At 64.2% G+C, this 12,086-nt stretch carries 8 protein-coding genes; 4 read left to right on the top strand and 4 right to left on the bottom strand.

Features of this window, described 5'->3' with window-relative positions:
* Nucleotides 1-55: 55 nt before the first annotated feature.
* Nucleotides 56-592, bottom strand: coding sequence for a hypothetical protein (locus CR492_RS14545; protein ID WP_102844464.1), 537 nt, complete (start codon nucleotides 590-592; stop codon nucleotides 56-58).
* Between the two features lie 194 nt (nucleotides 593-786).
* Between CR492_RS14545 and prfB the strand changes: the two genes are divergently transcribed.
* Together prfB and CR492_RS14535 are read left to right on the top strand one after the other, a co-directional pair.
* Nucleotides 787-1,918, top strand: a protein-coding gene (prfB, locus tag CR492_RS14540) for a peptide chain release factor 2 (RefSeq protein ID WP_102844463.1) whose coding sequence is annotated in 2 segments (ribosomal slippage) — nucleotides 787-855 and nucleotides 857-1,918 — 1,131 coding nt in all. Because the reading frame shifts where the segments join, the coding sequence is not laid out codon by codon here.
* 87 nt (nucleotides 1,919-2,005) lie between these two features.
* On the top strand, nucleotides 2,006-2,836 hold the full coding sequence (locus tag CR492_RS14535; RefSeq protein WP_102844462.1) for a rhomboid family intramembrane serine protease: 831 nt from the start codon (nucleotides 2,006-2,008) through the stop codon (nucleotides 2,834-2,836).
* A gap of 15 nt (nucleotides 2,837-2,851) precedes the next feature.
* Here CR492_RS14535 and CR492_RS14530 read toward each other — a convergent pair whose 3' ends face one another.
* The 3 genes from CR492_RS14530 to dxs all read right to left on the bottom strand — a co-directional run bounded on the left by CR492_RS14530 (nucleotide 2,852) and on the right by dxs (nucleotide 6,898).
* Nucleotides 2,852-4,120 (bottom strand): class I SAM-dependent RNA methyltransferase, encoded by a 1,269-nt coding sequence (locus CR492_RS14530; protein ID WP_180982561.1) that lies wholly within the window; start codon nucleotides 4,118-4,120, stop codon nucleotides 2,852-2,854.
* Nucleotides 4,117-4,884, bottom strand: coding sequence for a TlyA family RNA methyltransferase (locus tag CR492_RS14525; RefSeq protein WP_102844461.1), 768 nt, complete (start codon nucleotides 4,882-4,884; stop codon nucleotides 4,117-4,119). The genes CR492_RS14530 and CR492_RS14525 overlap by 4 nt, the downstream gene beginning before the upstream one ends.
* Nucleotides 4,885-4,969: 85 nt before the next feature.
* Nucleotides 4,970-6,898, bottom strand: a complete 1,929-nt coding sequence (gene dxs / locus CR492_RS14520) for a 1-deoxy-D-xylulose-5-phosphate synthase (protein WP_102844460.1) — start codon at nucleotides 6,896-6,898, stop codon at nucleotides 4,970-4,972.
* Between the two features lie 381 nt (nucleotides 6,899-7,279).
* On the opposite strand from dxs, the gene ppdK reads away from it, so the two are divergent.
* Both ppdK and CR492_RS14510 read left to right on the top strand, forming a co-directional pair.
* On the top strand, nucleotides 7,280-9,979 hold the full coding sequence (gene ppdK, locus CR492_RS14515; protein ID WP_102844520.1) for a pyruvate, phosphate dikinase: 2,700 nt from the start codon (nucleotides 7,280-7,282) through the stop codon (nucleotides 9,977-9,979).
* Nucleotides 9,980-10,069: 90 nt separating this feature from the next.
* Nucleotides 10,070-12,082, top strand: coding sequence for a hypothetical protein (locus CR492_RS14510; RefSeq protein WP_102844459.1), 2,013 nt, complete (start codon nucleotides 10,070-10,072; stop codon nucleotides 12,080-12,082).
* Nucleotides 12,083-12,086 lie beyond the last annotated feature (4 nt).

Here is a 12,086-nt window from a genome sequence, read left to right as displayed (position 1 = left end):
GATTTTTCATAGGGCGGCGTCAGCCAAGCAGGCGTTTGTCGGCTTCAGGTTCGGCTCAAGGCCGGCATTGAACGCCGCAACGTGCTCTTGAGCGGAACGTCACGACGGTCTTGCGGAAATTGTTGAGGACGCAGAGCGCGTCGGATTGCCGGGTTGTCGAGCTTTCGGCAGGTAGATCGCGCAGGACGGCGCAGATCTTCGGGCCCGTTCCGGAAATTGGCAGCTGTGCGTTGATGCGGGCGCCATTGCCGGCGGCGATCGGAGGTGATTGCAGACTGACTGTCGGCGTCGTCGGCCGGCTCTTGCCCGCGCCGGCGCAGACCGCGGCGGCGACGGCCGGCGTTATCGCCTGGCGGCATGTCGAGGCCAGCGCATCGCGCGCATTGACATGCGATTGCGAGATCGCCGCCCGCCGCGCCGCGGCGGGATCGCAGTTCGAGCGGGTCGACCGGCGCATCCGGCTCTGGTTAAGGGTGGATTGCGGAACCTCGACGCAGGCGGTGATCTGCGACAATTGCGCCAGGGCCTCGCCTGCCCATGTCAGGCCTATCGTCATGAAGGTGAGCGCGCCTAGAATCGCAACGGGCGTCATGTGATCCTCCCAAGCTTTTCTTACGTTGTCCGATCATTGTCTGTGTTCGATCTTTAGGCAAGAACGATCGCCGGCGCGACCGCGCGTGCGTTTCGGCCGCCATTTACATCCCCGGTCGGCGACCCTATGTTCGCGGCGGCTCCCGCCCATGCGCCGGGCCAATCCCGCAGACGCTCGAAGAAAGCCCAAGACATATGCGCGCCGAAGCCGAAGCCTTGGTCGAATCCATCAAGCAATCCATGGGATTGCTGAGGAGGCATCTTTGACGTCGCGACCGCGGAACGCCGTCTCGCCGAACTGAACGCCAAGGTCGAGGATCCAAACCTCTGGAACGACGCCGACGCGGCGCAAAAGATCATGCGCGAGCGGACCGACCTCGAGGATCGGCTTGGCTCGCTCGCCCGTTTCGACAGCGAGCTCGACGACGCCGTGACGCTTGTCGAACTTGCCGAGGCGGAAGAGGATGCGGCGACCGAAAAGGAAGCTATCGGGCAGCTGAAGGACCTGAAGCTCGAAGCTGAACGGCGACAGATCGAGGCGCTGCTGTCGGGCGAGGTCGACGGCAACGACACCTATATCGAGGTGCATTCCGGCGCCGGCGGCACCGAGAGCTGCGACTGGGCGCGCATGTTGTTTCGCATGTATGCGCGCTGGGCCGAGCGCCACAAATTCAAGGTCGAGGTGATCGAGGAGACGGCCGGCGACGAGGCCGGCCTCAAATCCGGCACGCTGCTGGTCAAGGGCCATAATGCGCATGGCTGGGCGAAAACCGAGTCCGGCGTGCATCGGCTGGTGCGCATCTCGCCATTCGATTCCAACGCGCGGCGCCACACCAGCTTCGCCTCGGTCTGGGTCTATCCGGTGATCGACGACAAGATCGACATCGACGTGAAGGAAAGCGACTGCCGCATCGACACCTATCGCTCGTCGGGGGCCGGCGGACAGCACATCAATACGACCGATTCGGCGGTGCGCATCACGCATATCCCGTCTGGCATCGTCGTCGCGTGCCAGGGCGAGCGGTCGCAGCACAAGAATCGGGCGACCGCCTGGAACATGCTGCGGGCGCGGCTCTATGAGCGGGAAATCGAAAGGCGTGAGGCTGAAGCCAGCGCCACGGAGGCGTCAAAGACCGAGATCGGCTGGGGCCATCAGATTCGCTCCTATGTGCTGCAGCCCTACCAGCTCGTGAAGGATCTGCGCACAGGCTCGACCTCGGGCACGCCGGACGATGTGCTCGATGGCGATCTTGACCCGTTCATGGAGGCGGCCCTCGCGCAAAGACTGTCGGGAGGCGCGCCGCTCGCGGTGGAGGACGTTGATTAAAGCAAACCTGTCAAGGGCGGTCGGGCCCCGGCGCCAGGGCGCGATGCGTCGCCGCACTCCTCAACCGTCAAATCCAGGGCTGCGCGCATGACCCCCGCAAGACAACCGATCTTCAATGTGCCGGCGGTGGTGCTCGCCCTTGTGGCGATCCTCGTGGCCATTGAGGCCGTCTGCGACCTGCTTCCGCCGCTGGCCCATTTCAAGATCATCGCGGCCTTCGCTTTTGTGCCGGGCCGTTTCACTTTTGCCTTCGACCCGGATCTCGTCAATGCGGCGTTCAACGTGAGCGCAGCGACGAGCGAGAGCGCCGCGGAACTCGCGACCTTTTTTCTCGGCGACGGCAAGCCCTTGTGGTGGACGCCGCTGACCTATGCTTTTCTGCATGGGGGCTGGGCGCATGTCGGCATGAACAGCCTTTGGCTGGTCGCCTTCGGATCGGCCGCCGCGCGCCGGTTTGGAACGCGGCGGTTCCTCCTTTTTTGTGCAGTCTGCGCCATCGCTGGCGCGCTTGCGCATTTCCTGACCCATATGGCCGATCTGCAGCCGGTCGTTGGCGCTTCAGCGGTGGTTTCAGGCGCGATGGCGGCGGTGGTGCGTTTTGCCTTCCAGCCGGGGGCGCCGCTCGGCGCCGCGCTGATGTTCGCCGAGCGCCCGGCCGGCGCCTATCGTCTGCCGGCCCTGCCGTTGCGGGAAATCGTCTCGAACCGCAACGCCATCACCTTCGTCGCGCTGTGGTTTCTCGCCAATTTCCTGTTCGGCGTGTTTCCAGCGACGATCGGCCTGACCGACGTCTCCGTCGCCTGGGAGGCGCATGTCGGCGGATTTTTGGCTGGACTGCTGGCGTTCAAATGGTTTGACCCGCCAACTGCGTTAGCGGGGCAGGGAACGGGCCCGGCGGAAGGCTCAGCGCCGGTATAGCAATCTCACTGGCGCTTACCCCAGCAGCTTTCGGGAGCGCTTCTTCGCCTCGCGCCGAAAGCGCGCGACGATCTCGAGATGCGGCGAATGACGGAACTGATCAACCGGCAGAACGCGCTCCAGCTCATAGCCGCCGGCGGAAAGAATCGCGGCGTCGCGGGCAAAGCTCTGCGGATTGCATGAAACCGCGACAACCACCGGCGCGCGCGATGTCGCGATGGCGCGCGCCTGCTCCGGCGCTCCGGCCCGCGGCGGATCGAACACAATGCCGTCAAAGGATGAGAGATCGTCGCTCGAAAGAGGGCGGCGAAACAGATCGCGCGTCTCGACGCTGACCGGGCGCAATCGCGCCTCTCCCGCAGCTCTCGCCAGCGCGGCCAGCGCCGCGCCTTCGGAATCGACGGCGTGGACTGCGGCGAATTCCGCAAGCCGCAATGAAAATGTTCCGACGCCGGCGAACAGATCCGCGACGCGGCGCGCGCCCGAAAGGGCCTGCGTCACCTCGGCGGCGAGCGCTTCCTCGCCGGCTTGCGTCGCTTGCAGGAAGGCGCCCGGCGGCGGCGCGACCATCGCCTGGCCCATGCGGATCAGCGGCGCCCGGTTCAGCGCGACGATCGCGCCATGATTGGCGAGCCGGGCGAGATCGTGGCGCAGCGCGAAGCCGACAAGCTGGCGCGCCTGCTCGTCGCTCAAGGGGCCATGGCCCCTGATGTCGACGTCGAGGCCGGAGGCCGTCGCGGTCAGAAGAATGTCGAGGGGCTTGCCGGAAGCGGCGAGAAGACGGCCAAGGCCGCGGGCGATCTGCGGCGCCTCGAAAAGCGAAGGGGCGAGAACGGGGCATTCGGCGATATCGACGATCCGATGCGAGCGCGCCTCCATGAAGCCGACATTGGCGGCGCCATCGGCCGACATGCGCGCATGAAAAGTCGCCCGCCGCCGGCCTTCGCCATGGGCGTCGAGCAAAGGCGCGGGAACCGCGCCGAGGCCGGCCTGCCGCAACGCCTCGACCAGAAGCCCGCGCTTCCAATCGGCATAGGCGTCCGGCCGCAGCGCCTGGATGGCGCAACCGCCGCAGGAGCCGTAATAGCGGCAGAAGGGCGCGATGCGGTCGGGGCTGGCCGTCTCGATTTCAACGAGCTTGCCGCGCCCGCCGTCGACTTCGGCGATAATCATCTCAAAGGGCAGCGCATAGGGCACGGCGATCAATCCGTGCGGCCCCTGCGCCAATCCTTCGCCGCGGCCGCCGAGGCGGTCGATGCGCAGCCGTTGATGCAGGCTGATCACCGCCGGGCGCCGATCAGAAACTCCCGATTTCCGTCGCCGCCCTCAATCGGCGAGGGAATCAGCCCGTCGATCCGCCAGCCCAGCGAAGCAATCAGCCGCCTAATGCGCGCGCAAACCTCGGCGTGGACGGCGGGGTCGCGCACGAGCCCCTTGGTTACATGAAAGCGGCCGGCCTCGAATTGCGGCTTGATCAGCGTGACGAGCTTTGCTCCCTCCACGGCCAGCGCCGTGATCGGCGGCAGCACGAGGGCGAGCGAAATAAAGCTGACGTCGACTGTGATGAATTGCGGCGCGGCCGGGAGCGAGGCCGTGGCCAGGCTGCGCGCATCCGTGTTCTCGAGTGAAATGACCCGTGGATCGGCCGCGATCGAGGGATGCAATTGTCCGTGTCCGACATCGACCGCAACGAGGCTCAGCGCCCCGCGCGAAAGAAGCACATCGGCAAAGCCGCCCGTTGAGGCGCCTATATCGAGGCAGGCAAGGCCACATGGATCGAAACCGAAGGCGTCAAGGGCGGCGGCGAGCTTGACGCCGCCACGCGAAACCCACGGATAGGGCGCCTCAGCCTCGATTTCCGCTTCAGCGGCGAGAGTCTGCGAGGGTTTTGTGACCGTCTTGCCGTCGATCCGCACGAGACCGGCGGCAATCGCTTCCTGTGCTTTGGCGCGGCTCTCGAACAGGCCGCGCGCAACGAGTGCGACATCGGCGCGGCGGCTCTTTGCGCCATCTTCGGATTCGCCGTCGGGATCTTCTGGTCGTCGCATGAAGGTTTTTGGCTCGGACGATGGGCCTCATCAATCGGTGAACAAACCCGCGCGGCAAACAAGCGCGGCGCGCTGGCGCATTCGTTCAGGCAATTTTCACGTCGAGCGCCTTGCGCCCGAGCACCGAAAGCGCCTTGGCGACGATCGCCTTCGCGTCGAGACCCGCCTGCGCGTAGAGCTTTTCCGGCTTGTCGTGGTCGAGAAACAGGTCGGGCAGCACCATCGAGCGGAATTTCAGGGCGCGCGCGCCAAGGCCGTCGAGAGCGCCCGAGTCTGTGAGCATTTGCGCGACGAAGGAGCCGAAGCCTCCGACGGAGCCTTCCTCGATGGTGATCAGCGCCTCATGGGAGGAGGCGAGCCGCAAGATCATCTCTTCGTCGAGCGGCTTGGCGAAGCGAGCGTCGGCGACCGTCGTTGAAACCCCAAGCCCGGCGAGTTCGTCGGCCGCCTTCATGACTTCGCCAAGGCGCGCGCCGAAAGAGAGGATGGCGACCTGCTTGCCCTCGCGCATGATGCGGCCGCGGCCGATCTCGAGCGGGACGCCTTCGATTGGCATGTCGATGCCGACGCCTTCGCCGCGCGGATAGCGCAGCGCGATCGGGCCATCGTCATAGGCCGCGGCGGTGGCGACCATATGCACGAGTTCGGATTCGTCGGCCGCCGCCATCACCACCATGTTCGGCAAGATGCCGAGGAAGGAGATGTCGAACGAGCCCGCATGCGTCGCGCCGTCGGCGCCGACAAGACCGGCGCGGTCGATCGCAAAGCGCACGGGGAGGTTCTGGATTGCGACGTCATGCACGACCTGATCGTAGCCGCGCTGCAGGAAGGTCGAATAAATCGTGCAGAACGGCTTGAATCCTTCGGTCGCGAGGCCGGCGGCGAAGGTCACGGCATGCTGCTCGGCGATGCCGACGTCGAAGGTGCGCTCGGGAAAGGTCTTTTGAAAAATGTCGAGGCCTGTGCCGCTCGGCATGGCGGCGGTGATTGCGACGATCTTGTCATCCTTCGCCGCTTCCTTGACGAGGGATTCGGCAAAGACGCTGGTATAGACCGGCGCGTTCGGTTTCGGCTTCACTTGCTTGCCGGTGACGACGTCGAACATATTGACGGCGTGATATTTGTCATGCGTCGCCTCGGCCGGCGCGTAGCCTTTGCCCTTTTGCGTCACGACATGGACGAGGATCGGTCCGGTCTCCTTAAAATCGCGGACGTTCTTTAGGACCGGCAGCATCTGGTCGAGGTTGTGGCCGTCGATCGGGCCGACATAATAGATGCCGAGCTCTTCGAACAGCGTGCCGCCCGCCCAGAAATTGCGGGCGAATTCCTCAGTCTTGCGCGCCCTGTCATAGACGAAGCGCGGCAGCAGGCGGCCAAGCTGCTTGGCCGCCTCGCGCACGGAGCGATAGGCGTCGCCGGACACGAGGCGGGCGAGATAGGAGGACAGCGCCCCGGCCGGCGGGGCGATCGACATGTCGTTGTCGTTCAAGATGATGATCAGGCGCGAATGCATGGCGCCGGCGTTGTTCATGGCCTCATAGGCCATGCCGGCTGACATGGCGCCGTCGCCGATCACGGCGATGACGTTGCCGGGGCGCCCGGACAGCGTATTGGCGACGGCCATGCCGAGGCCGGCCGAAATCGACGTCGAGGAATGCGCCGCGCCGAAAGGGTCATATTCGCTCTCGGAGCGCCGTGTGAAGCCGGACAGGCCTCCCCCGCGGCGCAACGTCCGGATGCGGTCCCTGCGGCCGGTGATGATCTTGTGCGGATAGGCCTGATGGCCGACGTCCCAGATCAGCCGATCGTCCGGCGTGTTGAAGACGTAATGCAGCGCCACCGTCAGTTCGACGACGCCGAGGCCCGCGCCGAGGTGGCCGCCCGTCACCGACACCGCGCTGATCGTTTCTTCGCGCAGTTGCCGCGCGACCTCCGCGAGATCTGACTCCGGCAGCCGCCGCAAATCGGCCGGCGTGTGGATCTTGTCGAGCAGGGGGGTCGAGGAAGTCGTCACGCACGCCTCATTCGTTTTAAACGCGAAGTCATCAATCCCAAGGCCGAATTTCGCCCGCGTCGGGCTGAACTCGTAGCCAACCCCTTAAAGAAAAGGGGAATTTGGTTCAAGGCGGCGCATATCCCGCAATTTTGATCTTGCCTCCCCCTCAAAAGATGAATAACCAAATTTTTCGGCGCCGCAATGCGAAGACCGCGTCGCCATCATTTGGTCAAGGAGCGCGGCCTTTCGGTCACAGCGTCGTCATGCGAAATGCAACGCCGTGTCGCCAATGGTTCCGCCCGCCGGCGCGGCGCTCGCCTGCTTCATCCCGAAAGGAGTTACGAGGTCAGGATCACGCGTGCTGCCCTCCCGGGAACGCGGCTTTCGCAGAGAACCAATATGGTCAAATGGGTCTATACGTTTGGCGACGGCCGCGCCGAAGGTTCGAGCGACATGCACGAGCTTTTGGGCGGCAAGGGCGCAAATCTTGCCGAAATGGCCAATCTCGGCCTGCCGGTGCCGCCGGGCTTCACCATCACGACCGAAGTTTGCGCTTTTTTCTATGAAAACGAGAAGCGCTTTCCGCCGCAGCTCGTTGATGCGGTCGAGGCCTCGCTCGCCCATGTCGGCGAACTGACCGGAAAATCTTTCGGCGACGAGCACGAGCCGCTGCTGGTCTCGGTGCGCTCGGGCGGGCGGGCATCGATGCCCGGCATGATGGATACCGTCCTCAATCTCGGCCTCAACGACGTCACCGTCGAGGCGCTGGCGCGGAGTTCCGGCGACGAACGCTTCGCCTATGATTCCTACCGCCGCTTCATCCAGATGTATTCCAATGTCGTGCTAGGCGTCGGCCATCATGAATTCGAGGACGAGCTTGAATTCTACAAGGAAACGAAAGGCGTCTCCTACGACACGGAGCTCGACGCAAAGGATTGGCGCAAGCTGATCGCCTCCTTCAAGGAAAAGATCGTGGAGGCTGTCGGCGCTCCTTTTCCCCAGGACCCGCACGAGCAGCTCTGGGGGGCGATCGGCGCCGTCTTCGGCTCCTGGGAAAATCCGCGCGCGATTACTTACCGGCGCATTCACAATATTCCCTCGACCTGGGGCACGGCGGTCAACGTGCAGGCGATGGTGTTCGGCAATATGGGGCCGACTTCTGCGACCGGCGTCGCCTTTACGCGCAATCCCTCCACGGGCGAAAAGGCGCTTTACGGCGAATTTCTCGCCAATGCGCAGGGTGAGGACGTCGTCGCCGGGATCAGGACGCCGCAGGCCATCTCGGAGGCGGCGCGGATCGCCGCCGGCTCCGACAAGCCCTCGATGGAAACGTCGATGCCGGAGGCCTTCGCGGAATTCGTCCGCGTCACGGAGCTGCTCGAACGCCATTACCGCGACATGCAGGATCTCGAATTCACCATCGAGAACGGCAAGCTCTGGATGCTGCAGACGCGAAGCGGCAAGCGCACCAGCCCCGCCGCCTTGCGCATCGCCGTCGAAATGACGCAGGAGGGGCTGATCGGCAAGGAGGAAGCGGTGGCGCGGATCGATCCCGCCTCGCTCGACCAGCTGCTTCATCCGGCGATCAATTCGAGCGCCGAGCGCAATGTGATCGCAACCGGGCTGCCGGCCTCGCCCGGAGCCGCCACCGGCGAGATTGTCTTCACCGCCGAGGCGGCCGAGCAGCTGAAGGCGATCGGCCGCAAGACCATCCTCGTGCGCATCGAGACGAGCCCGGACGACATTCACGGCATGCACGCGGCCGAGGGCATATTGACGACGCGCGGCGGCATGACGTCTCATGCGGCGGTGGTCGCGCGCGGCATGGGCAAGCCGTGCGTTTCGGGCGCAGCCTCGATCCGCGTCGACTATGCGCAGGGGATCCTGACGGCCGGCGGCGCGGTGTTCCACAAGGGCGACGTGCTGACGATCGACGGCGGCGCCGGGCAGGTGATCAAGGGCGCGATCAAGATGAGCCGGCCCGAGCTCAGCGGCGAATTCGCCACCCTGATGAAATGGGCCGACGACATTCGCCGCATGGAAGTGCGCGCCAACGCCGAAACCCCTCAGGACGCGCGCGTCGCGCTGAAATTTGGCGCTGAGGGCGTTGGCCTCTGTCGCACTGAGCATATGTTCTTCGACGCCGAACGTCTCGCCGCCGTGCGCGAGATGATCCTCGCCGACAACAAGGCGGGGAGGCAGGCTGCGCTGGCGAAGCTTCTGCCGATGCAGCGCGGCGATTTCGTTGAATTGTTCGGCATCATGGCCGGCCTGCCGATAACGATCCGCCTGTTCGATCCGCCGCTTCACGAATTCCTGCCGCATTCGCCGGCCGAAATCGCGGATGTCGCCAAGGCGCTCGGCCTCCCGGTTCATAAAATCACGGCCCGCCTCGACGAGCTGAAGGAGGTCAATCCGATGCTCGGCTTTCGCGGCAGCCGGCTCGCGATCGCCTTTCCCGAAATCGCAGCGATGCAGGCGCGGGCGATTTTCGAGGCCGCCGTCGAGGTCAGACAGCGCACGGGCGCGCTTGTGCGTCCGGAGATCATGGCGCCGCTGATTATCGCCAAGGCCGAATTTGACGCTGTCAAAGCTTGCGTCGACGCGACTGCGGTCACCGTTTTTGCTGAATCCGGCGTGTCGATTCCCTATACGGTCGGCGCCATGATCGAGACGCCGCGCGCGAGCCTGCGCGCCGGCGAGATCGCGGCGACCGCAGAGTTCTTTTCGTTCGGCACCAATGATCTGACGCAGACCTGCATGGCGCTGTCGCGCGATGACGCGGGGGCCTTTCTTGGCCTTTATGTTGGGGCGGGCCTGCTCCCGGGCGACCCGTTCATCACCATCGATGCGGACGGCGTCGGCGAACTCGTCGCCATCGGCGCCGAGCGTAGCCGCGCCGCCCGCGCCGACATCAAGCTCGGTATTTGCGGCGAGCACGGCGGCGATCCGGCCTCGATCGCGTTTTGCGAGCGCCTGGGGCTTGACTACGTGTCATGCTCGCCATTCCGCGTGCCGATCGCGCGGCTAGCCGCCGCGCAGGCGACGCTGGCTTGCCGCCAAAAAACTAAGCGCGGTCCGGCGTCAGGAGAAGCGTAGGATAAAACAATGGTTGTAGTATAGACCTCGCGCAGGACGTTTAGCGAACAAGTTCGATAGAATAGAACTTTTTATAAAAGCTTTCGCTCAATGAAGAAAATAAACGCATTGCTGACGATCAGGGACTGGTGCGTCGTGACGGCGATCACCGCGCTCTATTGCGCCTTTGTTGTTGTCGGGCATCTCAAAATGGGTCAGCTTGCGGAGGCGCCCACCTATGATGACGTCGGCTATTATGCCGACGCGGCGTCGCGGCTTTTAAAACTCTACGAAGACGGGTTCCCCGGGCTGCTGCGCAAATCCATCGCGCTGCCGCCGCACGCCCCCTATTCCACCTTCGCGACCATGACTGGCTTTGCGATCTTTGGCATGCATCCCTGGGCCGTCGCCGCGGTTCAGTCGTTGTGGATTTTCGTGATCCTGGCGGCTTTGCGCGCCGCGCTGGTTGAACAGCCGCTTTATGTCTTTCTCAGCGCGGCGGCGGCTGTTCTCGCCTGGCCGCTGCTGGGGCTGCTTTTGATCTCCGCACGGCCCGACAGCGTTTGCGCGCTGCTGACGGTGGCGGGCTGTCTCTATATCGTCTGTTCGCCCTGGGCCGGATCCGGCCGCAAACGGATGTGGATCGCCGGAGCCTTTGCCGGCGCGGCCCTTTTGGCGAAGCCGAGCCTCAGTCCTGTCACCTTGGCGCTGTTTGCTTCCGCCGCGCTTCTGGCGTCGGCAACGGATTCCATCGAGCGCCGCGGGGACGTCGACCTTCGGCGCCGGCTCTTGCGCACGAACCTTGGCTTTTTGCTGATCGCCGCATTGCTCGCAGCGCCTTACTATATTTTTGGGCTGTCGCAGACGATCGCCTACATCCATCTCAATATGCTTGGCGCCGACGCGGCGCTGTGGCGTCTGCGCATCCCGCTGCTCGACCATGCCTGCTATTATCTCTGGGGGCCGGGCGGACAGGCGACGATGGGCGCCTTCCTGCCGCTGACAGCGCTATTCCTCGCGCTCGCCGGCGCGCTGCAGCGGAACTGGCTTTACGCCAACCGTTTCAGGGCAGGGGCGGTCGCGATCTGGGCATTGCTGGCCTATGCGGCGGTTTCGATCCCCGCGCATAAGAACGCCTGGCTCGGCATCATCGTCAGTTGGACGGTCCTGTTCTTTTTCGTCGCGGCGCTCTGTGGCGTCTTTCGGGCGGTGGCACAGATGCGGTTCGCCCCCTTCTACAGGGTCGCGCTGAGCGTTTGTCTCGTCGTCGTCGCCGCAACGATCGTCGAGCTTCCGGTCTATGATCCGATCTGGGGACACAAAGGAGGTGAGCCGCTCAGCGTCTCGGCCCGGCGCTCCGCGCTGATCGACGACCTCGCCGAGACGATGCTTTCGCCGCCGGTGCGGGTGCCGGCGGTCTATTTTCCGTCCTCCTCCAAATTCCTGAACAGCGATGTTTTGCAATTCGCCTTGAACCAAAGAAACGTCCCAAGCATCGTCGCCTCCGATCCGAAGACCTCGGGCGATCTTGCCGCCCATCTGGCCGCAATCGACAGAGCGACCGACGTCGTCCTTTTTGAAAGAGAGGATCCGGATATTTACGGCTGGATGCCCAGCGCGGCGCTGCTCCCGGCCATCAAGCAAAGGCTGCTCGACCATCCGGATTTCGAACTGAGGAAAACCTTCGATACTGCGGACGGCGAGCACCATGTCTTTCTGTTTCAGCGCCCGCCCGCCTTCTCCGATTTCAGCGCCTTCCATGGGTTCTTGTCGATCGAGGGGCGGTGGCCGCCGCGCGGCGACGAACGGGGCCGCTGGGCGCTTGGCGAAGCGGCAAGTCTTGAGCTGAAATCACCCGGTAAACAGCAATGGGCGGCTATTTCCATCCGCGCGCTGAGCCTTATCGCCGATCAAACGGTCAGCTTCAGCATCGACGGAAAGCCGATCGGCTCGTGCAGCCTGCCGGAGGTTAATCAATTCAAGGATTGCATGATTGAGATGCCCGGAGCCGTTCTGCCGCCGAGAATCGATTTGGCGTTTTTGCGGCCAGGTCCGGAAAACCCTTGGGACGGCAGGCGCCGCTCGGTCTGGTTCAGCGCAATTTCGATCAAAAGAAACCCTTGAACGC

This window comes from Methylocella silvestris, assembly GCF_002891535.1.
Classification (GTDB): Bacteria; Pseudomonadota; Alphaproteobacteria; order Rhizobiales; family Beijerinckiaceae; genus Methylocapsa; species Methylocapsa silvestris_A.
This window is presented reverse-complemented; position numbering and strand designations above follow the sequence as displayed.